At 44.5% G+C, this 26,505-nt stretch carries 27 protein-coding genes and 2 pseudogenes; 7 read left to right on the top strand and 22 right to left on the bottom strand.

From position 1 onward, the window contains the following. Positions 1-27: 27 nt before the first annotated feature. From L1028_RS20605 to L1028_RS20570, 8 genes and pseudogenes are all read right to left on the bottom strand, one after another. Positions 28-240 (bottom strand): hypothetical protein, encoded by a 213-nt coding sequence (locus L1028_RS20605; RefSeq protein WP_234538962.1) that lies wholly within the window; start codon positions 238-240, stop codon positions 28-30. Next, a complete protein-coding gene (locus tag L1028_RS20600; RefSeq protein ID WP_234538961.1) occupies positions 237-572 on the bottom strand; it encodes a YxlC family protein in 336 nt (111 codons plus the stop codon). The genes L1028_RS20605 and L1028_RS20600 overlap by 4 nt, the downstream gene beginning before the upstream one ends. Continuing rightward, on the bottom strand, positions 559-1,104 hold the full coding sequence (gene sigY, locus L1028_RS20595; RefSeq protein ID WP_149644899.1) for an RNA polymerase sigma factor SigY: 546 nt from the start codon (positions 1,102-1,104) through the stop codon (positions 559-561). The genes L1028_RS20600 and sigY overlap by 14 nt, the downstream gene beginning before the upstream one ends. A 75-nt stretch (positions 1,105-1,179) precedes the next feature. Beyond that, on the bottom strand, positions 1,180-1,503 hold the full coding sequence (locus tag L1028_RS20590; RefSeq protein ID WP_234538959.1) for a hypothetical protein: 324 nt from the start codon (positions 1,501-1,503) through the stop codon (positions 1,180-1,182). A gap of 185 nt (positions 1,504-1,688) precedes the next feature. Further along, positions 1,689-2,318 (bottom strand): MBL fold metallo-hydrolase, encoded by a 630-nt coding sequence (locus L1028_RS20585; RefSeq protein WP_094872421.1) that lies wholly within the window; start codon positions 2,316-2,318, stop codon positions 1,689-1,691. 4 nt (positions 2,319-2,322) lie between these two features. After that, positions 2,323-2,889 (bottom strand): thioredoxin family protein, encoded by a 567-nt coding sequence (locus tag L1028_RS20580; protein ID WP_234538957.1) that lies wholly within the window; start codon positions 2,887-2,889, stop codon positions 2,323-2,325. Next, positions 2,886-3,500: an undecaprenyl phosphate transporter UptA gene (uptA, locus tag L1028_RS20575; protein ID WP_042191826.1), complete on the bottom strand. Its 615-nt coding sequence runs from the start codon at positions 3,498-3,500 to the stop codon at positions 2,886-2,888. The genes L1028_RS20580 and uptA overlap by 4 nt, the downstream gene beginning before the upstream one ends. A 357-nt stretch (positions 3,501-3,857) precedes the next feature. Further along, positions 3,858-4,244 (bottom strand): annotated as a pseudogene (locus L1028_RS20570) (SDR family oxidoreductase); the annotation flags it as partial. On the opposite strand from L1028_RS20570, the gene L1028_RS20565 reads away from it, so the two are divergent. From L1028_RS20565 to L1028_RS20555, 3 genes are read left to right on the top strand one after another with little or no spacing between them, the layout of a single operon-like run. Further along, a complete protein-coding gene (locus L1028_RS20565) occupies positions 4,222-4,464 on the top strand; it encodes a hypothetical protein (protein ID WP_423803069.1) in 243 nt (80 codons plus the stop codon). The pseudogene L1028_RS20570 and the gene L1028_RS20565 overlap by 23 nt on opposite strands. A 16-nt stretch (positions 4,465-4,480) precedes the next feature. After that, positions 4,481-4,720 (top strand): DUF1648 domain-containing protein, encoded by a 240-nt coding sequence (locus L1028_RS20560; protein ID WP_234538955.1) that lies wholly within the window; start codon positions 4,481-4,483, stop codon positions 4,718-4,720. Between the two features lie 14 nt (positions 4,721-4,734). Further along, entirely contained in the window at positions 4,735-5,118 is a 384-nt protein-coding gene (locus L1028_RS20555; protein ID WP_234538953.1) for an SdpI family protein, read from the top strand. Here the strand turns inward: L1028_RS20555 and L1028_RS20550 are convergent. The 5 genes from L1028_RS20550 to yyaC form a co-directional block, all read right to left on the bottom strand. Continuing rightward, the gene (locus L1028_RS20550; protein ID WP_234538951.1) at positions 5,107-7,581 is read right to left on the bottom strand and encodes an O-antigen ligase family protein; all 2,475 of its coding nucleotides are present in this window, start codon (positions 7,579-7,581) and stop codon (positions 5,107-5,109) included. The genes L1028_RS20555 and L1028_RS20550 overlap by 12 nt on opposite strands. Before the next feature lie 345 nt (positions 7,582-7,926). After that, entirely contained in the window at positions 7,927-9,117 is a 1,191-nt protein-coding gene (locus tag L1028_RS20545) for a class I SAM-dependent methyltransferase (protein ID WP_234539056.1), read from the bottom strand. Positions 9,118-9,324: 207 nt separating this feature from the next. After that, positions 9,325-9,996, bottom strand: coding sequence for a DUF6483 family protein (locus L1028_RS20540; protein WP_234538949.1), 672 nt, complete (start codon positions 9,994-9,996; stop codon positions 9,325-9,327). A 174-nt stretch (positions 9,997-10,170) separates the two neighbouring features. Continuing rightward, positions 10,171-10,977 carry an alpha/beta fold hydrolase gene (locus tag L1028_RS20535; protein WP_234538948.1) on the bottom strand — a complete coding sequence of 269 codons (807 nt, stop codon included), beginning with the start codon at positions 10,975-10,977 and terminating at the stop codon, positions 10,171-10,173. 90 nt (positions 10,978-11,067) lie between these two features. Beyond that, positions 11,068-11,595, bottom strand: a complete 528-nt coding sequence (gene yyaC, locus L1028_RS20530; protein WP_234538945.1) for a spore protease YyaC — start codon at positions 11,593-11,595, stop codon at positions 11,068-11,070. Positions 11,596-11,739: 144 nt separating this feature from the next. Here yyaC and L1028_RS20525 point away from each other — a divergent pair, with 144 nt between their 5' ends. Continuing rightward, on the top strand, positions 11,740-11,964 hold the full coding sequence (locus L1028_RS20525) for a DUF1128 domain-containing protein (RefSeq protein WP_042191840.1): 225 nt from the start codon (positions 11,740-11,742) through the stop codon (positions 11,962-11,964). A gap of 75 nt (positions 11,965-12,039) precedes the next feature. Here L1028_RS20525 and L1028_RS20520 read toward each other — a convergent pair whose 3' ends face one another. Next, positions 12,040-13,044 (bottom strand): asparaginase, encoded by a 1,005-nt coding sequence (locus tag L1028_RS20520; protein WP_234538936.1) that lies wholly within the window; start codon positions 13,042-13,044, stop codon positions 12,040-12,042. Between the two features lie 314 nt (positions 13,045-13,358). Then, a pseudogene (locus L1028_RS20515) lies at positions 13,359-13,781 on the bottom strand (ABC transporter permease subunit); the annotation flags it as partial. 448 nt (positions 13,782-14,229) lie between these two features. Between L1028_RS20515 and L1028_RS20510 the strand changes: the two are divergent. The 3 genes from L1028_RS20510 to L1028_RS20500 all read left to right on the top strand — a co-directional run bounded on the left by L1028_RS20510 (position 14,230) and on the right by L1028_RS20500 (position 17,088). After that, complete coding sequence (locus tag L1028_RS20510; protein ID WP_234538934.1) at positions 14,230-15,990, top strand: glycoside hydrolase family 13 protein; 1,761 nt, start codon at positions 14,230-14,232, stop codon at positions 15,988-15,990. Positions 15,991-16,096: 106 nt separating this feature from the next. Continuing rightward, positions 16,097-16,606: a YtxH domain-containing protein gene (locus tag L1028_RS20505; RefSeq protein WP_234538932.1), complete on the top strand. Its 510-nt coding sequence runs from the start codon at positions 16,097-16,099 to the stop codon at positions 16,604-16,606. Positions 16,607-16,755: 149 nt separating this feature from the next. Next, positions 16,756-17,088, top strand: a complete 333-nt coding sequence (locus tag L1028_RS20500) for a DUF5665 domain-containing protein (protein ID WP_234538930.1) — start codon at positions 16,756-16,758, stop codon at positions 17,086-17,088. A 152-nt stretch (positions 17,089-17,240) separates the two neighbouring features. Here L1028_RS20500 and L1028_RS20495 read toward each other — a convergent pair whose 3' ends face one another. The 7 genes from L1028_RS20495 to L1028_RS20465 all read right to left on the bottom strand — a co-directional run bounded on the left by L1028_RS20495 (position 17,241) and on the right by L1028_RS20465 (position 26,398). Next, positions 17,241-18,011 carry a sigma-70 family RNA polymerase sigma factor gene (locus L1028_RS20495; RefSeq protein ID WP_234538928.1) on the bottom strand — a complete coding sequence of 257 codons (771 nt, stop codon included), beginning with the start codon at positions 18,009-18,011 and terminating at the stop codon, positions 17,241-17,243. Then, positions 18,008-18,460 (bottom strand): anti-sigma B factor RsbW, encoded by a 453-nt coding sequence (gene rsbW, locus L1028_RS20490; protein WP_234538926.1) that lies wholly within the window; start codon positions 18,458-18,460, stop codon positions 18,008-18,010. Before rsbW ends, L1028_RS20495 begins: the two co-directional genes overlap by 4 nt. Positions 18,461-18,478: 18 nt before the next feature. Next, the gene (locus tag L1028_RS20485) at positions 18,479-18,817 is read right to left on the bottom strand and encodes an STAS domain-containing protein (protein WP_234538924.1); all 339 of its coding nucleotides are present in this window, start codon (positions 18,815-18,817) and stop codon (positions 18,479-18,481) included. A gap of 98 nt (positions 18,818-18,915) precedes the next feature. Next, complete coding sequence (locus L1028_RS20480; protein WP_234538922.1) at positions 18,916-20,586, bottom strand: response regulator; 1,671 nt, start codon at positions 20,584-20,586, stop codon at positions 18,916-18,918. A 21-nt stretch (positions 20,587-20,607) separates the two neighbouring features. Beyond that, positions 20,608-21,474 (bottom strand): CheR family methyltransferase, encoded by an 867-nt coding sequence (locus tag L1028_RS20475; RefSeq protein WP_234538920.1) that lies wholly within the window; start codon positions 21,472-21,474, stop codon positions 20,608-20,610. 86 nt (positions 21,475-21,560) lie between these two features. Beyond that, entirely contained in the window at positions 21,561-25,229 is a 3,669-nt protein-coding gene (locus L1028_RS20470) for a response regulator (protein ID WP_234538908.1), read from the bottom strand. After that, positions 25,226-26,398 carry a SpoIIE family protein phosphatase gene (locus L1028_RS20465; RefSeq protein ID WP_234539047.1) on the bottom strand — a complete coding sequence of 391 codons (1,173 nt, stop codon included), beginning with the start codon at positions 26,396-26,398 and terminating at the stop codon, positions 25,226-25,228. The genes L1028_RS20470 and L1028_RS20465 overlap by 4 nt, the downstream gene beginning before the upstream one ends. Positions 26,399-26,505 lie beyond the last annotated feature (107 nt).

The raw sequence follows: 26,505 nt of genomic DNA, 5'->3' as shown, positions 1-26,505 counted from the left end.
AAAGGAACGAGCTCATAGCCTGGACCTTTACAACTTCTTTCTCCTACGTCTTTCCGGTAGAATGACCACAAGTAAATAGACCAAAGCGGGTGACGGAACGGTAGTAATAGCCCATAGCCCCCAGAACCAGGCTTTTCTTCCGCGTCGTCTTGCGTCCCTGAACAACAGTGTCCCTTGCAGCATCAATAGGACCGCCATCAATAACCATAACCACAGAGGCACATCCTGTAGCTCATTCATTCTTGTGCACCTTCTCTATTTCTCCTGATCCTCGCTATTCCTAGAGCACTGAGTCCCGCAATAGGAATAATCGCTTGAATAATCCAATAGATCATCGGTGCAGAACCGAGAATGGATAGAAATATGCTGATCAGGATCAACGATATGCCCCAGAATAACAGCAGCTCTTTACGTTCCATGCTCTTTCTATGCACAGAGGCATCAACCATTAACCTCTCCAGTTCCTGTAATGAAGGTGGTGTGATGTCATTATATTGTGCATCTAACCGGGCAAGCTCATCTGAAAGCTTATGCAAATACAACTCAGGCTCCTTATCTTTATCCTTCTCCATCCTCATTCAGCTCCTTTCGTAGTTGGTTAAGACCAAGGGATACACGCGACTTGACTGTACCTGAAGGAACTCGCAGGATTTCGCCAATTTCGTCATAACTATAGCCATAGTAATGCTTCAGTAGCACAGCCACTCTTTGCGCAGAAGGCAATCTGGAGAGGGAATCCAGCACTTCACTCCACTCTTCCCCCCTGCTCTCAAATCGCCAACGAATCGAGCGGATTCCCTGTTCCTGTTGCTCCCGTTGTTTCCATTCCGCTTCACGCTTCCAGCGCCGCTTGCGATCAATAAATATTCTGGTGGCAATTGTGATTAACCAAGAGGAGAAGGAAGAAGTTCCGTTATAGGTGTTGATCTTCTCCATACATCTGACCATGGTGTCCTGTACAAGATCCTCTGCCAGCAACGGGTCCATGGTCACCTTGATTAAATATTTGAATAAAAAAGTATAGTGTTCTCGCAGCAGTGAAGAGAGTGCTGAAGTATCTCCCTGCTGTGCCCGTCTGATTCTCTCCAGCGACTGATCGCTCATCTGCCCCTCCATTCAATATTCCGTTTCTATTTGTAATACGAATATGTATTATGAATCGTTCATTCCGCATAATAATTATTTTTCGAGATCCCACAACTTGCGCCGCCAGGGCTGAATTATCCCTTCCCTTGCCGGAAAATGCCAAAAAAGAGGCGTTCTTCTGAGCTCGCCTCCTGAAACCACTGGTACTCCCCTGTAAACCCCACAGGTCTCCTGAAGTAAGCCATTACGAAGTTCCTTATTCTCAAATTGTATGTCTCTACGTTCTATGGATGAACAAAAGCCACCCTTTCCTGAACACTCCGAAAAAAATCGGCAATTACTGCTGCAAAAATGGTTCCATTTCTCCTTGGAGTCATACCAACTGTAGTCTAGCGGGTAGTATATATTCTTCTCCATTCTACTTCCCTCCATGCTTTTAAGCCTATATGAAGACAAAAAAAGAACGCAAACCGGGATTAATTCCGCAGTCTGCGTGCTTCGCGAGGTAAATGTTACATTTAATTAACCTTATTCTAGTTCTTTTGTAGTCTTTTGTCTATTAAAACTTCCTCGGTTTTTGTCGGTTCTACTAGAACCAACGTCTATTGAGGAACATAAGGGTTGCGAATCTTTTCAAATCCAATGGTTGTCCGTGGACCATGTCCTGGATAAACCTTCACTTCATCATCCATTTTGTATAGCTTGCCACGAATAGAATCGAACAGATCCCGTTCCCTACCACCAGGCAAATCTGTGCGTCCAACTCCCATTTTAAAGAGTACATCTCCGGAGAATAGATCATTTCCACAAAGGAAACTTACACTACCTGGAGAGTGACCAGGTGTATGGTACACACGGAAGGTGTGTCCAATGAACTGCAGAACTTGCCCTTCTGCCAGATCATATTCCGCAGGATCTGTAGCTAGAGGAGGTGACACCTCCGACCACATTAGTGAACCGTTCAGCTTGGGGCTGCTTAGCCATTCACTTTCAAGTGGATGTAAATAAACAGGGCATTTCTTAGCTTTACGAATTTCGTCTACACCGCCCATATGATCAAAATGTGCATGTGTTAACAAAATAGCTTCGATTTCCATCCCTTCGATACTCCGCACTAATGCAGCAGGATTCATACCGGGATCTATGATGATACCCTTCGCAGGATCCGCACCTGTCAGTAAGTAAGCATTCGTCTGAAGCGGACCCAGATTAAATGAACGTATATTTAGCATCGGTCTAGAATCCGGAAATCAGACTACGCAGTTCTTTTGCGATAACTGCCTGATATTCCGTTCCTTCCCCATAGGCTTGCCCCATGGCCTTACGTGCTTCTGCGATTTTGCTGTCGTAATCAGCGGCCTCACGATCAGGATTCTCACGTTTGAACTCTCTCATTATACTCTGCACACGCTCTGGCCTAGGACCCCAATGTCCGAGCACATATCCTCCAGTGTCTGCAAAAATCACGACTGGGACAGATCTGCCACCCATGGTCAAGAAATTATCCATAAGCTCCAGATTCTCTTCCAAAATGAATACCTCTGTCTTCATTCCCGCCGTCTCCAGAATACGGAATACAGCAGGAACATTACGTACTACGTCTCCACACCAATCCGCTGCTAGGATAAGTACCCGCAAATCGTCGCGATGGTTCAGACTTTCGAAATATTCTTTATCGCTCTCATCTTCCCAAGTAAACTTCTCATACCAGGATTCAAAAGCCTGTTGATTCTTCGTCATACTTTCTACGAATTGGCGCGGTGTTAGGCCTTTTCCAAACTTATGAGCTACATTCTGCTTCATTTTGTAGTCCCCTTTTTCTTGGATTTGTACCATTTAAACACAAAGTAAATGATGATCAGAGCGATCGCTACAAGTATAATTTCGTTGGTATACTTAGCTGCTACTTTGTCAATATCTTCCCATTTATTCCCCAAGGTCATACCCAGATATACAAACAAAGCACTCCATGGAATAACAGCAAGCGTAGTCAACAAAGTGAACTTACCTAAAGGCATTTTCGATATCCCAGCTGGAACGGAAATGGCATGACGAACAACCGGAATAAAACGTGCTGTAAAAATTACGCCAGTCCCGTACTTATTGAACCACTCTTCCGAATGGTCAATATGCTTCTTTTGAATGAAAATATATTTCCCGTATTTCTCCAAAACAGGTCTGCCACCATAACGACCAATCCAATAAACAAAAATCTGTGCAATGACTCCGCCGATCGTACCGAATAATACGGCGCCAAAAAAATTAATATCTCCACTCCATACTAAAAAGCCACCGAAAGCCAGTACAATTTCACTCGGAATAACTTCAATCATAAGTCCGATCATAATCCCAAAATAACCAAGACTCTGAATCCATTCAAACAATGTTGAGATCAGATCAGAAATAACATGCAACCGTACTCCTCCTCCCTTTTCCGCAGAATATGGCTATGTATCTAGCATAAACATCTTTGGCGTCTATATAAAGACGCTTAGCGTTTAAGCGAGAAATATAAGAACATAAAGTATAGATGTTAAACTTATACTTTCTTATATTTTTAAAAGCTCTGCCGCTCTGCTCTATTTTCCAGTTTCTCTTAGCCTATTCTAGCACAAGCAACCTTATCACATCTACTTACAGCGGCGAGGCCATTACCCTACATCGAACCTCTCTTAAAAAGAGTTAGAACAACCCGTATAACCAAAAAAGGTGTACACTACCAGCAATGAAGATGGAAATGGACACCTATTTATCTAAAATATAAATGCCGTTCAATAAGCGGTCCATCCGGCATCCGCCGTTATTACAGTCCCATTCACGAAGCTCGACGCATCTGAAGCCAAGAATAAGGCTATCGATGCGATCTCGCTGCTTTCCCCTGTTCGCGGCATTGACGTCATACCATATCCTGCCTTTTGACTACCAAAAGCACTCGGATTAGACAAATCAATATTCGTCTTTACCCCACCTGGCGCTATAGCATTACAGCGAATTCCAAGCTTCGAGTACTGATACCCTACATTTTTAGTCATACCGATGACAGCGTGCTTGGAGGCAGTATAGGCCACTCCTGCACGTGATCCCTCTAAGCCGCCGATCGAAGCTACATTGATGATACATCCACTTTCTTGTGCCATGAAAATCGGTAGCACCCGTCGCCATCATTCGGTTACTAAGGGACTGAAGCATGCCGATCTCGTACAGGATGAGCGAAAAGGTCAATTCATTATGTATTCATTAAATACGACGGTTCCTGAAGAGGTTCTTGGCTGGCTGCTCGAGCTTACTGGTACGGGAAAGCAAACGGAGACTGAAAGCAAATCGTTGGACGGAAAGCAAAGCCGTCAGAATATCGATTCTGAGAAGGAGGCTGATTGAGGATGAAGGATTTTAAATGGAGATGCAAGATACACTGATAGTAATATTAGATTTAGCTTCACTAACTTATGCTTTAATCAATTATGGCAAGCTGCCACAGGAGCTGCCCGCGCAGTGGGGAATTACGGGTAAAGTCAATAGATACTGGGATAAAAATATAGCTATTTTTGTGTTCGGAATCCTGGGTATTGTGCTTCCGCTGATCATGCAGTTCACACGTAGCATCGACCCTAAGCGGGAAATTATAAGAAATTAGAAAATGCCTATGCCATGAGCAGACTCGCTATCGGGGTGCCTTTTAATCTCATGCTCGTGCTCACGGTTACTTATGGTCTCGGTAAAGAGATTAATGTGGGCAAAATTGCAATAAGAGCCGTCGGAGTGATGTTTATTGCGCTCGGCAACTTCATGCCACAGGTAAAGGATAATTATTTGTTCGGTGTTCGTACAGCATGGACGCTCTCCAGCCCAGAGGTGTGGCGAAAAAAACATCGTCTCTCCGGGAGAATGTGGATGATCGGTGGGTTGCTTATTTTTGGGGGAGCCTTCTTGAGCGGAGTCTTGTCTCAGGCTCTTATTATTACAGCACTTGTGCTTGCTATTATCGTTCCTGTGCTGTACTCTTGGATCATTTCGCGTCAGTTAAAATCTTGAAGCTAATATATTTAGCCGCCGACTCAGGTCGTCGGCTTGTTCTGTCATATAGAACTTTCGGTCATTATGCTGCTCACCTTTACTAGCCTCGTATTCCGCCAACACTCTATACTGCCGCAATAGCTCATTCCCTGAAGCAATACAGCTTATGGCCTCCATTCGGTTCCCTTCCGCTAACTTTTTACGCCCCATCATAAGCATGCCATGGATCCCTTTGACCCACTTAGTGTTGTTGTATTTATCCAACCGAATACTTTGATGTATCCAATATAGTGCAGCTCCAGAATCATCACTGTACATCCATCGTCTAGCCATTTCCCAGCTTAAGGTTGCATTCTCCGGGGAATATAGCAAACTCTGCTGGAGAATACCCACACTCTGTTCACCCGTAAGCAACTTGGATAATTCTACAGCTGTTTTAGAAGACTGGGGATTCCACGCTAGTGATTGCTCTAGAAAATCTACCTTCAACGAGGGATCAACCGTCTGAACCGCTTGCCGGTAGTACCTCACTCCTTGTGCGGCATGAAGGGACAATACAGATAACATGAGACAAAGACAGCAGGCGACAGTGATGAATAGTCGGCGGGGATATGGATGTGACAGGCTCGCGAATGCAGGGATAGTGGTGCCGAGGTTCGCGGACGTTGAGTGAGTCGGCCGCAGGGTCCCGGATGTTGAGTATGTTAGCTGCAGGGGCACGGACGTCGAGTGAGTTATTAGCGGGTTCGCGGATGCGAAATGAGTGGTGAGCAAACTCATGGACGTAAAGCGGGTATTCGCAGATTGATGTTTCTGCTCATATTCGGACAGGGCAAGGGCTGGCAGCCAAAAAAGCAGTAGCCAGATTAATCCGTAGCTCCAGTCAAAATCGACTGCGCTATGCAAAACGATAACCAAAAATGGCGGCAGCAGGTGCGGCGATCTCTTAGCCAGCAGCCAGCCTGCTGCTAGCAGCATAAGCAGTATGGCTGCGAGGCCGACAAACCCTAGGTTCAACAGGATGTCGAGATAACCGCTATGCACCTGGCTGCCAACATAAGGGCGAGTTTGGGCGGCGAGGTATGAACTCCGCCAAGTCTCGCCCCCGCGCCCCAGCCAAGGTGCCTCTACCGCCAGCCGCCAGGCGTCTCGGTAGAACAAACCACGCGCGGATACCGTTGATGACGGTCCGGTAATCCGCTCGCGCACGTGCAGGAGGACGGCGGTGCCCGCCGCCGTCCAACCTGCTGCCGCCAATGCCAGCATGGCGGCTCGGGCACTGCCCGCCGCGCTGCGCTGGCGGCAGCACAGCCATAGGCCGGCTAGCAACGCGCCGGCCCAAAGCCCGGCCAGCAACAGCAGGCCGGGCAAAGGCTCTACCGCCAACCCGGCACGGGCCAGTTGGCGGTAAAGCAACGCCGCGGCGACTACGGGCGCGGCGCCAGCGGCAAGAAGCGGCGCGATGAGCTGCCGCTTCCAGAGCAAGACGGCGGCGCAGGCGCAAGCCGCCGTCAGCCACGCGCCGCGCGACTCGCTGAGGAGCAGCGCGGCGGCGTACGGGAACAGCGGCAGCAAGCGCAGCAGCGCGGCAGCCGTGCTTCCCGTTTCTGGCCGCTCCACTCCTACGCACCCATCTCCTACATTTACGCTTACCTTTTCACTCCCACGCTCCTCCTCTACGCACTTTGAGCCTGTATTGTTATTCCTCCGTCTCACCTCTACGCATCTTGACCCTTTCTTTTCACTCCCATGTCCCAACCTGGTATACTCTATCCCTGTCTTTTCATACTCTCGCCCAACACCACAACCTCCTGCTGGCGACACCCTCACACTCTTCTTAGGTCTTTCATAATAAGTAGCGGCAGCAAACAACCGCTCCAATAGAAAAACAGCCATCACAGCACCAAAGGCATTAGGATATTCCATCATCCCTGCTAATCTGGCACCTGTAATGCTTACTTCCGATGAATTGCTGTAGGCTATAGCGAAAGGTAACTCAAGCACCCCGCACACTGCCAGCAAAGCACTTATGCTTATGAACATGCCCAAAATAGACCACGCAGCAATGATAAGCTGACGCCCCACCCGATTCAATGCGCAAAAACAAACCAAAAATGCAAAGCTAGCATACAAGCCCCACCGTAATATTTCATTCATTGTTCCCTGTGCGGAAAGAGGTTCTCTTAGCCAATGAATCAGATAGAGTGATAGAACTATTAAAGGTGCAGTCAAAATTATTTTCAAAGCTCTATGTACTCCACTTGCTCCCCCTGCGCTACTTCCCCACTTGCCTACTCCAATGTACAAATAAAGCAAAACCGCAGAACACATCACAAACCATAGGGTCAGAAAGAGGTACATCTCCTCTGTAAAAAAAAATCCACGCAGCAAACAAGCTCCTGCTCCGGCTGCGATGACTAAGGCTGCACTAAAATATACGATTATTGAATCCAGTCTCCACTCTCTGTTAACGCTCCACATTTAGATACCCCTATATTCGTTAAGTTATCTCTATCCTTTCCACATTTGCCCTTCGCAAAACTAGAATGCAAAAAGGACGATACCTCTCCACGAAGGAGCTGTACCGTCCCAATTCTCATCAAAAAAGCTTTATAGTTGCAAACAGTACAACTAACCTCTGATATTCGTTACTTCGTCCTAATGTAATTGCATAATGTACAACTATTTTTGGAGAATCCCGCCAGATGGGGAGAATTGTTCGTTTTTAAGTGTACAGAGTGCAACTAATTCACAGTAAAGCAACCTCAGAGCGTATTTAGCTGCACAAAATACAACTTAACCAACTTACCGCTCCTAAAATGCGCGCTACCCCTGCACCGAACTTTCACTCGGAAGCAAGTCAGCACATACGCGCTCAAGGTAAGGTTTCGCCCCTATAAAATCACGGAATGCGGTGTATTCACGCCATTTGACGGAGTTATCACCACCCGAGCTTTTAACGGCGCGGATCAAAATATTCTTCGGTGTATTCTCCAGGTCGATGAATTCCAGCAGCTGGCTGCTATAACCCATCATATCGAGCAATTTGGCACGGATAGCATCCGTAGCCAAGGCAGAGAAACGCTCCTTAAGTATCCCATGCGACAGCATCGGACTCATTACTTCATTCTCAATCTGCGCGAACAATTCATGCTGACAGCAAGGCACAGACAAAATGACGGAGGCGCCCCAACGTATTGCTTTTTCGAGTGCAGCATCTGTAGCTGTGTCACAGGCATGAAGCGTTATAACCATATCTACCTGATCCAGCTCATCGTACTCGGCAATGTCACCCACAAGGAACTTCAGATGATCATAACCGATTTTCGCAGCAAGCTCATTACAATGCTCAATTACATCCGCTTTCAAATCAAGTCCAATAATATTAAGCTGCCGCTTCTTGCGGACGGTCAGATAGTGATAAAGAGCAAAGGTCAAATACGATTTACCACAGCCAAAATCAACAATCGTTAATGGCCGTCCTGTTGGCAGATCGGCAAGCACATCCTCAACCATCTCCAGGAAACGGTTGATCTGCCGGAACTTATCGTATCGCTTGGCCAGCACTTTTCCTTCTCTGTTCATTATGCCGAGCTCCACAAGAAATGGCACAGGTTCTCCATCCTCCAGCACATAACGCTTGCGGCGGTTGTGCGCTAGATCTGGCTCTTCTTTTTTACTTGGAGACTTGGTAAGGATGGATACTTTGAACTTCTTGCTAACCAGCACCTGATAATCCGCCTCCACCGTGCATAACAAGCCTTGTCGATATGATTCCCTAAATAAAAGAGTCATGTCCTCCGCTGCTAATTCTGCCGGTACGTTGCGATGTTCAACCTTAGTACCAATATAGGACGCAAACTGATAATGCAGCTTACCTTTTAGTTCGACAGGTTTAATCTGTACCTTCGTACAGGTCTCCCCTTTGTTACGCACTTGGCTTAAGGTAGCCATAATCAAGGTACGGTCATTAATCAGTTGTTCAATAAGAGCTTTTAAAGATTCCACAACGCACATCTCACTTTCGGGATTAAAAATGGAGAATCTATGTCTCCTAACCATCATCGTTCCATTATATCACGGCTCTACAAAAGTTATCCTAGGAGGGCTTCATATGAAGTTCACTACTAATTACGATCCATGCTTGGCCAGATATCTTAATCTGCTCTTTCCTGCGTGGTCAATGGTGCTCGATGGCGTAGAATAGCCAAAAAGGGGTATTCCTTAGGCTTCCGACTCCCTCCGAACTTCTGTGATCCGGCTCCATTCCTTCCATCCTTGTTCCACTTCATGGATAGGAAGCGAGCCTTGTTCCAACTCTTCCGGTGATTTAAGCAGTAGCCGTCTGTACAGCTCATCACCTTCCAGTGAGACATCTTCCCCCTGCTCCCATAGTCGATACAAACTGTCCTCCGCTTTACTATAATGTCCGATCGACTCCATATAAACTAGAAGCAGCCGTTCCGTCTTGGCTGGAAGACGATACGCTTTGACTTCCTCCAGAAGTTCATTAATATCCTCTGTCATCTGCAGCATTTCTCGATCAGCACCGTGCAAATCTGCGTACAAATATAAATGCAGTGCTCTCATACTTCTGAATAGTGCCGCGTCATGATCGCCATTTGCAGCATAAATGCTGCCCTCTTCCTTAAGCAGTTTGGCTACACCCTGAAGCTTATCTGACTCCAATACACCATTAAAACGGAACATATCTATAATATCTTCTACAGAAAGTGAATTTAAAAGACGTGAGTTCAGCGGAAAATGTCTGTTCAATAGCTCATCAATTTCCCATAAGGCTTCCGTTGTCTTCCGCTCTTGCTTCAGCGTTAGAACCTTGGCAACCATCGCTGTCATATCCTCAATCATTCGGACAATATAGTCTCTTCGGAACATGAACTTCCCCCTTCTCCAAACTATAACTGTGAAGCTTGTATTATATGTGCTTTATTCATTTATCTTAAACCATTGCACTACGCTATGCCACTAAAGCAATTATAGGAAAAAGAGGCAGCCCACGCCAGTTACTTTGACGTGGAGCTGCCTCTTTTTGAATTATTATTTCAGCGATCACGAATGGCTGTTAATACTAACCGATGCTTGGGCGAAATCCTTAATAACCTCAGCTAACCGTTCAGGAGCTTCAAAGAGGCTCATGTGGCCTGCTCCAGAAATCGTAGCTTGCGTTATATTTGGTTTATCCGAAGTAAAGGTGCGCTCCGGAGGAATCAGCCCATCCTGCTCGCCAGCAACAAGTAGTACCGGCAACGTGGTAGCTGTGATCACATCACGTCGATCTGGCCGCTCGCGCATGGCCAGTGCAGCTCCCGCTGCTCCTTGTGGAGGTGTTTTGTAACCAATTTCTTTGGCTCGCTCCAGCAGCTGCGGTGCTACAGAAGCGGTTGCTTTAGCAAAAATTCCTGGGACGAAACTGTCCACAAAAGGAGTAATGCCTTCATTTTGAATCCTGCTGACACTTTTCAATCGATTCTCCCGAGCTTCTTCACTATCCGGATATGCAGTAGAATGGATTAATCCGAAGCCCTTCAATCGAGAGGCATAACGCTGCGCGAACGAAAGTGTAATATATCCACCAAGTGAATGTCCCAGCATGGTGCATTCAGAGATTTCTAGTGTATCTAACAAGCCCAGAACATCGTCTGCCATTTGTTCAATAGTATAGGGTCCTAGTGGAGCCTCTGAAGCTCCATGACCACGTAAATCGGGAGCAATCACTCGGTAGTCGCTGCTTAAGATGGGAATGACTTGTTCCCAGTATTCAGCACTTCCACAAAAGCCATGCAGTAATACAATAACTTCGCCTTTCCCCTGATCACTGTAGCAAATATTGCTTCCGTCACAACGTACTCTTTCCATGGCTGCTTCCCTCTTTCCAAAATACTAAGATATATTAACTAATATCTATTATTAAGCAAAACAGCTCTCCTTGAAACCGGCATCCTATTCTTAACGCCCAATTCCAAACCCTTTTGCTGCTGCGGCGGCAATTTGTTCAGCCATAACCATAACTCTATGTAGTGGAGTCGTCTGCAGCGTCCGATAGGGCTTGGGACCGTTGATATCTACGATCGCCGCCAAGCTATAATGCCCCACTGCGGGAAGGCATACCCCCACCGATTGTGCTGGCTGAAGCGGCTCATTCGAAACGAAGTAATATCCAAGAGCTATTGGAGGTCCTAGGCAAGCATCCACAGCAATAATGATATGCTCAGATGGAATCTCAGCGACTCTGGCCACCAAATTATCTGCATCGCAAGGAGATGGCAACGTACCGATTACGTGCGGAAAGCCATATTCCAGAAGTTTGCTGCCTGTTAATGGACCGAGAGCATCACCTGTAGATCGATCCGTTCCGATACACAGAAACGTAACTTTCTTTGCTGAATGCAGCGCTGCAATTTCCATAAAAAAGAACACCAATCCTACATCGTCCATTTTGCTTCGTTTTCCGCTTCCCTGTTCTCTAATTGCCAATACCTTTCCTCCCTTCGATGATATTTTTGATTTCATGCCTTTAATTTAACATGATTTCTGTAGGCCCGACAAAAAAATGGTGATCAAGCTCACAATCATGGTAAAATACATGAATCAGTGTACAGAGAGGATGTTAATAACCCTATGGATTTAACACAACCTAGTCAGGAAAATGTTGAATATATGATCGAGGCCATCAAGAACAAGCTGAAGATGGCAAGTGCTGCTGCGATGCAAGCCTCCGCTTTTTCAGTAGATAAATATGAAGATATCTTCGATGTCTATGAGGTAGCCATGGGCAGCGATAGACTCAGTATTTCTCAGGTGGAAGCGCTCGTCTCCGAACTCGGCCGTCTACGTCAGAAATAATTGTTCTTCGTTTACAAAAAGAGCCGCTCGCTGCGTATCCGAAATGGATGCGCAGTGAGCGGCTTTTTTAAGTTCCTATTTCATGAAATGAAGCTGAAATTCTGTATCTGCATGACCTACCCGTGTACCACCATCATTGTAGATCACACCTGAAAATGTATTACGCAGCTTTTCCAAAGTATTCTTCTGACTGTATCCAATCTGATTTAAAATCCCCTGTACAATAAGTCCCCACTCTTCTTCTGATCCATCCAGAATCTTGAAGGCGATGCCCAGTCGCTCGCGGCGCAACCCGAAGCAATATACGCCCTTAAATCCACCCTTAGCAATAATATTTTCATCTTCCAAAAGGATTGAATCGAGTCGTCCAGACCCAGAAACCATCTCCGGATGAGCATTCATGGCCGCAGTGATCGTAGTGACCGCTTTGCGAGTAGCCTCGTCAGCAATTAAATCAGGATTAGCTAATTTCAAATATGCAGTCGCCAAGGCTGTCAAAGGCATGGCAAATACCGGCAGACCGCATCCGTCCGTACCTAGGCCAATACTGTCTGGTGCTACACCAGCCATATAAGCAATCGTATCTATAATCTCACGCTGAACCGTTTGCTCCGGCTGAGAGTATTCTTCAAGTGGTAGTCCTTTAAGCTTATTATACGATAAGATCCCCATGTGCTTGCCCGCACAGTTATGATAGAACTTTCTTTTGCCCGCGCCGCGAATGGCATTCTCTCTACTCGTATAATCCAGTGGATAGCTAGTGGCACATATCATTTGTTGCTCATCGATCCCAATCTTGGAGGAAATACTCTCTAGCGCTGCAACATGGTAGCTCTCTCCTCGGTGAGAAGCAGTCATTAGGGCAACCTCAGCGGGTGTAAAACCATAATGCTCCACAATTCCTCCACGAATGCCTGGGATAGCCTGAAGTGGCTTGGCCGCAGAACGGGTAAAGGATACAAACTCAGGATCACCTGCATAGCCCGTTACGTTCCCGTGTTCTCCTACGATAGCAATATGTCCGCTATGGACACATTCCAGCAAATCTGACCGATATTCTCGTACTAATACTGTTTCCATGGTAACTCTCCTCTTTTCTCTTTGCTGCTCTATAACTCACAAGGATTTATTAGGATTCTACATTTAATAAATGCTAGAAAATAACCCCGTGCTCCGGGGATTTTTTGTACATCACAAACTCCCTTAAGTGTTAGTTCCATGAGGAATTCTACTCCTATTTTCATCATTCTTCAATCCTCTCCACACCAAGAAGATTTTAGAAACCAGCTTTCAAATTAAAAAACCACTTCCACCTCAGATTCTTGCTCTTCTGAAAAGGAAGTGGTTTTTATGGAATTCAGTACTGCTGTAGAGTGGGAGCGCAAATCGAAATAACCCTTACTTGCACCCGCGGTCAGACCATCCACCAGGAAACGCTGAAGGAAAATGAACAGCAGCGTGACCGGAAGAGCGACCAGCACAGCTCCGGCGGCGAACAATGTGAATTCGGTCGAATTGCTTTGATTCACCATCCGGAAGAGCCCGACAGCGAGCGTTCTCGTCTCTTCCGTACGCAATACAAGGTCCGCGAATATGAAATCCACAAAGCAGCCATTAAATATCATAAGACTGGCATAGGTAAGCATCGGTTTGGACAGTGGGATCATTATAGAGAGAAAAACTTTCATATGGCTCGCCCCGTCCATCCGCGCAGCATCTTCCAGACTTTTAGGAATAGTATCAAAAAAACCTTTAGCCACAAGCACATTGGTGATAATCGCGCCACTGCTGTATACAAGCACAAGTGCCCAATGGCTCATCTCCCCTTTATTCATAAGTGATCAGACCTAACACGCATAGAAAAAGAGCATACAAAAAAGGTACAACCTCATTTGCACAAAGTGCCGAGGTTGTACCTTTTTTGTAACAGTGCCTTTAATTTGTTTGCGTATTAAGAAAAGTCAGGTTCGTTCGCCCTCATTCTATAATACCCATAATTTGGATTGCAATCAGAATATAGACCCAAATGGGGCGATTTAATAGCACTTTTCTTGTTTCCCCTTATATTTTCTCCTTTTTTCAACTACATACTAAATATTCCATATTGTGAATTCATGTGAAATAATCTCTTGCTTTAATCTTGAAGGGTATGATAAGATTCAGACAAAATTTAAAGGCAATGAAACCGCCAAGGGTTCAACCTCTGATTATCATGAGGTTAGCCCTTTTTTGCGTTTACAAGCCGCGAAGGGATGGAAATTGATTATGATTCAACAAGAAGCCGTTTATCATCGCATGGGGCAGAATTGGTCCTACGCCTACGATGAGTCTACACTGCATATTCGCATAAGAACTAAACGGGATAACGTGTCACAGATTGATCTTTTTTGCGGAGATAAATACGGTTGGGACAAAACCCATGAGGTTATTCCCATGCAGCACATGGCTTCTGACAGCTTATTCGATTATTGGCAGGCTGCGGTCCGTCCTGTTTATCGCAGACTCACTTACTATTTTGCACTTTATAACAAAGATGAGGTCCTTTATTATTTGGAAAAAGGCTTCTTCTCAGAGCCTCCAGCCATAATATATGAGGGCCTATTCGACTTTCCTTTCTTGAACCGTGAAGATGTACACTCCCCTCCAGCATGGGTGAAGGATGCAGTATTTTATCAAATTTTCCCGGAGCGTTTCGCAAATGGCGATCCTACTAACGATCCGGCAGATGTGCTAGATTGGGGCGGTACGCCGAGTCCCCGGAATTTCTTCGGAGGAGACTTGCAAGGTGTACTAGATCATTTGGATTATCTCTGTGAATTGGGCATTACCGCCATCTATTTCAATCCTCTGTTTGAGGCAACCACCAATCATAAATATGATATAAAGGATTATTTCTTGGTGGACCCTCATTTAGGAACCAACGCATTGCTAAAAGAACTTGTGGACGCCTGTCATTCCAAAGGTATCCGCGTCATTCTAGACGGTGTCTTTAATCATTGCGGCCATACCTTTCCGCCATTTGTTGATCTGCTCACCAATGGGCGCTCTTCCCGTTATGCCGATTGGTTTCATGTACGTGAGTGGCCACCACAAGTCATCGACGGAATTCCCACCTATGACACATTTGCATTCGAGCCTATCATGCCAAAATTCAACACTGAGAATCCTGAAGTCAAAGATTATCTGTTGAACGTTGGTCGTTATTGGATTGAGGAAATCGGTGTAGACGGTTGGCGGCTTGATGTCGCGAATGAAGTCTCACATACGTTCTGGCGACAATTCCGTAATACGATCAAAAGCATTAATCCAGAAGCCTATCTTGTAGGCGAAATTATGCATGATTCCTTGCCGTGGCTGCTTGGCGATCAATTTGACGCCGTTATGAATTATCCACTAACCAATATTCAGATTAATTTCTTCGCCCACGGACAAATCAATGCTGCACAATTCTCGCTATCGATTGCTACTATGCTAGCGAATTACCCGCAGCAAATTACAGAGGCCGCCTTTAATCTATTAGACAGCCATGACACAACTCGTTTCCTGACCCTTTGCGGTGGTGACATCCGGAGATTAAAACTGGCCGTTTTGTTCCAAATGACCTTTCAGGGAGCACCCTGTATTTACTATGGCGATGAAATCGGTATGGAAGGTAAATATGACCCAGATAATCGTAAATGTATGGAGTGGGACATCCAGAAACAGAACAGGGAACTGTTCGAATACTATCGCTGGACGATCAGTCTTCGTAAGTCGCATACTGCATTCCGTAGTAGCGGCTTTAAATCGCTGGAGATCCCGGACCACCCAAGGCTGCTTGTATATGAACGGTGGGACGAACACAGCCGCTTCTTAATCGTGCTCAACAATGAAGAGGTGTTAGTCGACGCCACCATTCCTGTGCCCGGGACGGACGCTATATGGGTAAACCTAGAGACGCAGAAGCGAACAGAAAAATTCACATCATTACTACATCTGAATCTGCCCGAATTCGGCTATGCGGTATTCCAAGCTGTTAATAAATAGTCCCTAACAAGAGTCTCTCGCCATCTACGCCTTGCTCATCAATTGTTTCAGCCTATACACCAAAGTTTAAATACGAAGTAAGATAACTTATAAGGAGTGATTGGTGATGAGTAACGTAGAACATAAAGTAGAGCATGAAGTAGAAAACGGAAGCAACTTTTTCAAAGGCATCTTTATTGGTAGCTTAATAGGTGCTGCAGCAGCCCTGTTATTTGCACCAAAGCCTGGTCGTGAAATGCGCAGTGATCTGTCCGATAAACTTACGCTTGCTACTGACAAAACCAAAGAAGTTGCTGGTGTCGTAACTGACAAGACCAAAGCTATTGCCACAACGGTAGGTGAAAAAGCAACCGATCTGGCTAGTACGGTTTCAGTCAAAGCTTCTGATATCTACACAACTGTCAGTGACAGCAAGCAGCAAATTGCCGCTACCCTTCAAGACGCAGGCAGCAAAATTGGTGACACTGTAAGTGAAGCCTCAAATAATGTAGCCTCTGATGTTAAAGACGCTTCTAAAGAAGTGGCTGATGAAGCCAAAGCATCTTCTAAAGAAGTCGCCGATGAAGCTAAAGATGCAAAAGAGGATGTTAAATCCTCCTATAAATCCAGTCACTAATCTTCGGTATAATACAGGATATCATACCATCCGACAACAGCCAGCTGTCCGCAGCTGGCTGTTGTTTAGTTATACCCTCTATAAAGTTTCATCTGATTGAATAGATCCTTAATGAATGCCCGTTCGGGCTACAGAAAGCAGGGTGCTCCATGGGAGAATCAAATCGCCAAACAAAAGCATATGAAATTGATGAACATCCTTTCGAATTACGGCATGAAGTCAAACGCTTAAACAATCGTCTGGATAAGATTGCTGACTCATTAGAAAAATCAGAATTTAAGGACATCCTTGATAACTACTCAGATCCAAAAAAAAGGATTATTACAAACTTGATGGCCGGTATATCCCGAGGTCTCGGACTATCTCTCGGAACGTTCGTAGTCCTTGGTGTTCTGGGCTACATTCTTAGCCTATTTCTTGATGTTCCCGTGATCGGTGAGTACCTAGGCGAGATCAAAAAGTACATCGATGCGAACAGCTAACAACTGGGCTATCTATCGCCCATCTATCACTGCTCCCCCCTTGTGGAACACAAATAAAGGACATGCTATTCTCCAGGCACGGAGAGAGGCATGTCCTTATCGTCGAACAGTAGAATTCAAATCCAGGTAATGTATATTACACATAAAGGAGCTCAATAGGATGAGTTGGCCATAATCTGCTTTAACTTCTCAGTGGCCCGCTTCTGTATCCGTGAAACACTCATCTGTGAAACCCCCAGCTTCTGAGCGATTGCCCGCTGGGATTGACCATCTTGGAAAGCTAGCAGCAACACTTGCTGCTCTTGCTCCTTCAATTGTCCTAATGCTTGCTGCAGATCCATTCGTTTCTCTACAGTCTCGTAATCGTTCGCATCAGAGCTGATAAGCTCCCCTAGCGTAGCTCCAGTCTCCTCTTGGGAAAGCGGTGAATCTAGAGATACGTAATGGTAACATTCTCTGCCTGCCAGTACTTCTACAGTTTCTTCAACAGACAGATCAAGATAATGAGCGATCTCATCGACCGCAGGAGAACGCTCAAACTTCACTGTAAGTTCATCAATCGCGTGTTGAACAAGCGCTCCTTTTTCTTTAATCCGTCTAGGAACCTGTATGTACCAAGATTTATCACGTAAATAATTCTTCATATGTCCAATCATGCTTTTCATGGCGTAGGGCTCAAAAGGGATTCCGAGACTGATATCATATTGCTGCAGTAACCGGATGAGCGCCATTTGCCCGACCTGATATAAATCCTCATACAAGTCGGGGCGATTACGGGAAATTTTCCCAGCAGCCATTTTCACCATAGGCTCATATTTCTGTATCAGCAACGTCGCCTGATCGTTATCCTTGGTCTGCTGATACTCCCAAATTTGGGTGACTGCTTCATTCATGGACTCGGGGGGAGTCACTTTGTCACTCATACTTTCTCCTCGCTAAAATTAAGGTGCTTCTTCAAAGTTACCACCGTCCCTTTTCCGGCTTCACTTACGACACTAACGTCATCCATCAACGCTTGCATTAAGTAGAACCCTAACCCGCCAATCTGAACGTCACTTAACTCCTTATCGTGCAGTGTCATACGTTCATTAGACTTGTCCAAGCCGTCAAAGCTCTCCCCTTCGTCTTTGACTGTAATGGATAAGGAGCTTTCTTCTACCTCAAAAATAACATCTACCACTCCGTCTTTTTGGCCATAAGCATATAATACTGAATTGTTACACGCCTCTGACACTGCCACTTTCATGTCTTCTATATCCTCATAGGTGAAACCCATTTTCGAGGCAATGCCGTATAAATTCAACCTAACAATATCCACATACTCTGCGCTAGCAGGCAACTGAAGAATTACTTTTTGCACATCATCACTCATTCTTTGTTCTATCCTTTCCTAGTGGGAATTCTCTTGGGAGGCAAAAAACTTGGAAATACCAGTCATGTCAAACAGCTTCTGAATTTGTGGAGGAACATCCTCAACCATAAACTTAACGTCCATTCCTTGTCTTGATTTCAGGATCGAAAGTAGAATACCAATCCCTGTGCTATCGATGTATTTTAATTCTTTTAGATTAATAACTAAATCTAGTTTGGTATCTCCCACAAGTGGCTCCATGACCAGGCGGAAATCGGAAGCAACTGATAGATCAAGTTCACCAATCAGGAAAACTGTGCATACATTCCCTTTGGTTTCTGTCTTAGCATGGAACTTGTTACTTTTATGCGTATTCATTAGACGATCTCTCCTGAACAAATATTTTCTATACTAATAACCTTAATAACATATCTTTGAATCAGATAACGTTAGAAAACGGATTGGTAAATACTAGATTACGCCTGGAAAACAGATATATCAGGTTCTACTAATACATTGTCGTTGCTAGAATATCGAGAAATAATTTGTTTTATACTACTCATCTTCAGCGGTTTGCTGATGTAATCATCCATTCCAGAGGCCTTACAGCGATTCTGAATCCCTTCCATGACGTTCGCCGTCATTGCAATGATAACGGTCTTCTCGGCAGAAGGACCGCCCTCTCGACGAATTTGAGCGGTCGCCTCCAAGCCATCCATCACTGGCATTTGAAGGTCCATAAAGATAAAATCATAAGGATGTTTAATCGCCATCTCCACAGCCTGTTGACCATCTTCAGCCATATCGGCCGCATAGCCCAGCTTATCCAGCATGCTGACCATTAGACGCTGATTAATCGGATGGTCATCCACAACAAGGATTCTACTTCTCCCCTCTTGATTGGGAACAGGATGCGTGGATTCCTCTTCTTGATATCCACCTATCAAATCTTCTCCTGGCATAGATGCCTGAATCGTAAAGATAAAAGTGGCTCCTTTTTCCTCCATCGATTCTACCCGAATTTCTCCGCCCATCATTCCGACAAGAGATTTACATATAGCTAGTCCCAGACCTGTTCCCCCATATTTCCGTGTCATGGAAGAATCAAGCTGCGAGAAGGGCTCAAATAATCGGTCACATTTCTCCGGAGAAATGCCAATCCCCGTATCCATAATTGTGAACTCAACTTCCATTTTATGATCCGCTACGCTCTTAATCGAGGCGACTAGATAGACCCCACCTTGATTTGTGAATTTAACTGCGTTAGCGATCAGATTAATTAAAACTTGGCGTAAACGAGCCATGTCCCCATATAAAAGTCGAGGCAACTTCTGATCAATAAAATAAGCAAGCTCCAGGTTCTTCTTTCCCGCTTCTATCGAGAAGAGGCTAAACACCTCTTGAATACAATTTCGAAGTTCAAATAAGTGCTCTTCAACTTCCATTTTTCCGGATTCCATTTTAGTAAAATCAAGAATGTCGTTAATTACCGTAATCAACGTGTCCGCACTTTTCCGAATGATCTCCGAATATTCCTTTTGCTCAGAAGTAAGATCCGTCTCCATTAATAGATCGATCATGCCAACTACGCCGTTCATAGGTGTACGAATTTCATGACTCATCATGGCTAGAAATTCCGACTTTGCTTTCGAGGCAATCTCCGCCTCTTCTTTTGCCTTGATAAGCTCACTATTAATGATTTCCAGTTCTTTCGTCTTTTGCTGCAGCAGCATGGTTTGAGTCTGATGCTTCTTGCTCGTGATGTACATTTCGACAAAGCCTTGTATCTTAGAGTTCAAAATTTGTGGAATGAAAGGCTTGACCATATAATCAATAGCCCCTGCCGAATAGCCCGCGAATAAATGATCCACTTCTTTGCTATTGGCAGAGATAAAAATAATCGGAATTTCCTTCGTTTTCTCTCTGGCCTTGATCAATTTTGCAGTTTCAATTCCATCCATACCGGGCATCTGTACATCTAGTACAATGACAGCAAAATCATACCTTAACAAACAGCGCAACGCTTCTTCACCGGAGGTAGCTTTAATTAGCTCGTAATGCTGGCTCTCAAGCACTGCCTCCAGCGCCAGCAAATTTTCAGGACGGTCGTCTACTAGTAGTATATGAATTGGTTCTTGAAACCCCATAGGACCACCCTCCCACATGCGTTATTTTATGTTACGGTATATTTTCTCCACTCTGTCTAAAGATTCATAGCAATCGCTATATTTCGTAAAATGAATGGACTCCTTAGAACCCAGAACAAGGATTCCAAAGCGACTTAGGCTTTCATGAAACAACCCGTGAACATGATCACGAAGCTCATCATTGAAATAGATCATTACATTTCGGCAGAGAATAACATTAAATTCATTAAATGAAGTGTCAGTAGCTAAATTATGCTCAGCAAAAATAATGTTTTTGCGCAAATAAGGTTGTAAAATAACTGAGTTATACTTCGCAGTATAGTACTCGGAAAATGCCCGAGTACCTCCTGCCTCCAAATAATTCTTTGTGTATTGCTTCATTCTGCTAATATCATAAACGCCTTCCTTAGCCTGCTGTAGAGAACGCTCATTCATATCTGTGGCATAAATTCGAGCCTTATCATAAAGCCCTTCTTCATGAAGCAGGATGGCCATAGAATAAACTTCTTCCCCAGTGGAACATCCGGCATGCCAGATACGAATATAGGGATAAGTTCTTAACAAAGGAACTACCTTCTGGCGAAAAGTTAAAAATAATCCCGGATCCCTGAACATTTCAGTAACAGGAATAGAGAGACTGTAGACTAATCGCTCAAAACAAGCTCGATCATGTAGAACCTTCTCTTGCAGCGCGGATATGGTGAGTACGTTCTCCGCATGAACATGATGCCAGATGCGTCGTTTTAATGAAGGCAACGCATAATTCCGGAAATCATAGCCATATAAACGGTGTACCCCATCAAGAAGCAGCTCAATCTCAATCTGCTCCAGTTCGTCACTTCCCGCCAGAACGGGTTGCTCCTCATATCCGTGTTCTATTGCTTTCATTGTTATCCCGTCCCCTTATCCACACGCCGTACTTTTGAAGAATGGTTTTTTGTTAGTTCTTTTAAAGTATTACCCCAATATTAAGGTTACGAATACAGCCAGACTCGCATTAAAGATAGAAGTTGACCTGTTGCGATTGGCTTCTTCATATAGTCAGAGGCTCCAGCTTCAATGCATTTGGCACGATCCTCTTTCATAGCTTTGGCGGTCAGCGCAATAATAGGTAGTTTCTGATACTGCGGCATCTCCCGGATCCGGCGCATAGCCTCATATCCGTCCATTTCAGGCATCATCATATCCATTAGCACAAGATCAAAATCTTCTTGCTCTACCAGCATTTCCAGCGCTTCGCGTCCATTCTCCGCAAACTTCACTTCCATGTGATACTCTTCCAGTACACTGGAGAGCGCAAAGACATTGCGAATATCATCATCGACGAGCAGTATTTTCTTCCCTTCGAACAATTCTTCTTTATTATGAAGCTTCTGCAAAATTTTACGTTTATCTTCCGGAAGATTGGCTTCTACCCGGTGCAAGAACAACGTCGTCTCATCCAGTAGTCGTTCCGGAGAACGAACATCCTTGATAATTATGGATTCAGCATACTTGCGGAGCTGCATCTCTTCTTTGCTATCTAAATCCTTACCTGTATAAATAATAATAGGAAGGTCATTTAATTCCTCATCATCACGAATCTGATCCAGCAGTTCAAAACCGTTCATATCCTCAAGCATCAAATCTAAAACCATACAATCATATCTCTGCTTCCGCAGCTCATTCAGTGCCTCCCCGCCAGTTGAAACTGCGGTTATAGCCACATCGTCGTGACCGATCAATTCCATGATAGAACGACGTTGAATCTCATCATCCTCTACTATCAGCAAGTACTTCAAAGTACTGGAGGTGTAGTTCTCGATTTGCGAGAAAGCTCGCTCTAGAGCCTCTTTAGAAGAAGGTTTTCTTAAATAAGCCATCGCACCCATCATAAGTCCCTGCTTCACTTCATCATTTACAGAGATGACATGGACAGGGATATGGCGAGTCTGTGATGCACTCTTTAGTTCTCTAAGGATGGTCCAGCCATCCATAACCGGCAGCTGAATATCAAGAATAATCGCATCAGGTAAATAAGTCTTCGCCATCTGCAGTCCGGTATCCCCTTGAAGGGCTACCAGTCCTTTGAAGTTGCGGTCATGAGCCATATCCAGCAGTATTTTTGCGAAGCTCTCATCATCTTCAATAATAAGCAGAACCTTATCATTTGCAGTCAATTGATCCCGATCATCATCGATCACTATTTGCGGGATAGGTGTATGGGCCTGCGTTGGTATAAGGGTTGGAAGTATATCTCCAATATATCCCTCGAAGGTTACATCTTCCCTAGAAGCAGCAGCTTCTATTACTGCAGATTGCTTAATATAATTCCCTCTAACCGGCAAATACATAGTAAAGGTACTACCTTGGCCCTCACGGGATTCCAGCACAATAGCTCCACCCATTAAACGTGCTAACTCTCGGCTAATGGACAAGCCTAAGCCTGTCCCCCCAAATTTACGGCTGGTAGTTCCATCCACCTGTTGGAAGGCTTCGAACACAATATCAGTTTTGTCTGCCGGAATACCAATTCCGCTATCCTTCACAGCAATAGCAATATATTCAACTTCACTTGGCAGATCTAGCGGAATAAGATTGTCATCTGCTTGGCTAACCGAGAACTCAATAAATCCTTCCATCGTAAATTTAAAGGCATTAGAAAGCAGATTTCTTAGCACCTGCTTCAACCGATGACCATCGGCTATGACACTATCAGGCAGTGGCTCGTTAAAGGTAATTTTTAAAGAAAGTCCCTTTTTGTCCGCTTGCGGAGCAAAATTCTGCTTCACAAAGTTCTTCAGCTCCGTTAATTTAATTTCTTCTTGGTTCAGTTCCATTTTGCCAGCATCAACCTTGGACAAGTCCAAAATCTCATCAATCATCTTAAGCAAGTCTGCACCTGACATATAAATCGTATGTGCAAATTCAACCTGTTTCACTGACAAGTTGCCATCCTTATTCTCCGTTAGTAGCTGAGATAGAATCAAGAGACTGTTGAGTGGAGTTCGCAATTCATGAGACATATTCGCCAAGAACTCTGATTTATATTTACTAGTAACGGATAATTGCTTGGCCTGTTTCTCTAATTGAATTTTTGCATGCTCAATTTCGCCTTTCTTCTCTTCAACCTCCTGCACTTGTTCCTCTAAAGCGCGGGTCTTGGAAATAAGTTCCGTATTATAATGCTCCAGTTCTTCCTGCTGGCGCTGAAGCAATTCTTCCGAACGTTTAAGTGCATCCGTCTGCTCTTCCAAGTTCTCATTGGAACGACGCAATTCCTCTTGCTGAGTCTGTAATTCCTCCGACTGACACTGCAGCTCTTCCGTAAGAGCTTGTGAATCACGCAACAATTTCTCCACGGTCAAACGTCGGCTAATATTATTAAAAATAATGCTTAAATTATTAGCGAGTTGTTGCAGCAAATCATTTTTCAAACTGCTAAAAGGCTGGAATGAAGCAAATTCTACTACGCCTAGCAGTTCGTCTTCAAAAATAAGCGGATGGATAGAAATATATCCAGGTTGCTCATCCACGAATCCGGACTTAACGGATGAATAGTCTTCAGGAGCCTTCTCCAGTCTTATCGGGTGCATATCGAGCGCACTTTGTCCTACAAGCCCTTCTCCAATCACAAACCCGTCCTTAGGTTTCTTATCATTATCTACTGCATAATATCCACTGCTTCGTAAAAAATCAGGACGATTGGCATCTTTTAAATATACAGCTCCGAACTGTGCTCCCAGCACAGGGGTAAACTCATTGATGAAGGTCTGTGAGACCTGATCCAAGGAGCTAACACCTCGCAATAGTTCCGTCACCCGAGCAACATTCGCATTCAGCCAGGATTGGTCATTCTGCGCTTGCGCATAGGCCTGTTCCATTTGCTGCTTCTGTTCAAGATCTAAAGCCATCTTCTTAAAGACAAGAGCAACCTCACCAATTTCATCTTTAGTAGTAACCTTTATACGCTGTATGGCCCTCACTCTACCGTTGCCAAAGCTGGTAATCATCATCGAAACGACATTAAGCCCCCGAGTGATGCTTGGGATGATCCATAGAACCACTCCAAGTCCGAGAAGTAAGCCCATAATCATCATTAGAACTACCATCTGAGTCGAACTTTTATAAGCTTCGTTGGCCTTCGTACTCTCTTCATTCATAATAAAAGCATTATAATCAGAGAGAATGTTCAGAGCGTTTAACACGGCATTCTGAATCGCTTGTCCCTCTGTGTTGGAATACGTGCTAGCATTCTGAAAATAACCAGCCGATATCAGTTTCAATACCTTTTCCTGATAATTTAAATAAGTGGTGTACGTACCATCTATTTGACTAACTATTTGCATTTCTTCAGCGCTAGTCATCGACGCCTTTATTTTCTCGTAGTGCTCATTCGCTTTAGTAATCTTTTTATCAATCTCATTCTTTTGAGATTCTACCGATGATGCATCTTCACTTAACATGGTCGTGGTCAATATTCGCGCCATATCATTGACTTCTCCACGCATCCCCGAAGAAGACCGCCCCTTCATATATCTATCCTGATACCCTTCCAGTTGGTTATTCATATAATTTAAGCGGTCGTATCCTATCATCGTAAGTGCAAGCATAATTGCTAACATGGCACTGAAGCCAATTAAGAGTTTAGCCTTTATCTTCATTCTCTATCTGTTCCCTTCTTCAGTGAGATCCACACAATACACTTATCATCATCACGCTCTTTAGGAACCTCAACATTGAAAAAAGCAGTTCGAATAGCTTCTTCGTTCCACTCATGTTCAACATTTAAATGTTGAATCATAAATTTTAGCTGCTCTTCTTGTTCGCCCTCAACCAGTTCCAATAGACCATCTGTATAAAGAACTAGATGCCCTTCATCTTCATAGGTTAAGCTCTGTGGCTGAATATCAATCCGTTCAAACAGACCTACTGGGTGACAGTTACTTTCCAGCATGACTGGAGTCTTAGCCACACCTTCAAAAAATAGCGCAGGTGGATGCCCGGCGTTGACATAGTCAATACGTTTCATACGGGTATCTATCACAAGATAAATGGTCGTAAAGTAGTATTGGATCAACTTTTTCTCAATATAGAGCTGGTTAAACCTTCGATTGAGCTCCTGTATTACCTTTTCCGGCTCTACATACGTAGTTACCGTGTCCTTTAGTACAGAAGCAAGAAACATACAAAAAAGAGATGACGATATTCCGTGTCCCATAATATCCAGCAGGATCACACCGTATCGGCCATCACCAAGAGGGTACCACGCATATAAGTCACCGGCGAGCTCAGAGGATGGCTGATAGATGGCATTGACCTCAAAATTCTCATCCTGAAGTGGCAGGCTCAACACAGCATTCTGAACCAGTGCTGCCAGTCTCAACTCCTCCTGAATCCGCTGATCTCGTTCCTTATGCCAATCTTTCTCTCGCTTCAGTCGAAGTGCGAGTCGAATTCGAGCCATCAGCTCCACTTTATTAATAGGTTTTGTAACATAATCTACTGCACCTGCATCCAGTGCTTCTGCCAGCTTCTTGGAATCACCAACAGCTGTAACCATTATTATTGGAATATCCTTAAGGTGTTCGTATTGCTGCACAACACGACATGCCTCGATTCCATCCATTTCCGGCATCATCATATCCAGTAAAATCAGATCGATATCTGACATCCGAGGACGTCCATCTCCACTCACAGAACCGATACCCAACCGTGTAAGCATCTCTTTCGCAGAGGATGCGGTTACGAAATTTCGGTAATCTTCTTTTTTCAGGATTTCACGGATAATGATAACATTAGTCGGATTGTCATCTACGATTAAGATTCTCATCATCTTCACCTCACACGAATAGTATTACGAACGTAAAATTCTGCGACTCATTACCTATATCATACGCTATTTAAATGTGTTATTTCTATTTTTAATATGTGTAAATA

The sequence above is a fragment of the Paenibacillus pseudetheri genome (genome assembly GCF_924513355.1).
GTDB lineage: Bacteria > Bacillota > Bacilli > Paenibacillales > Paenibacillaceae > Paenibacillus_AQ > Paenibacillus_AQ pseudetheri.
The sequence above is the reverse complement of the archived record's forward strand: the minus strand, read 5'-3'. Positions and strand labels throughout refer to the sequence as shown.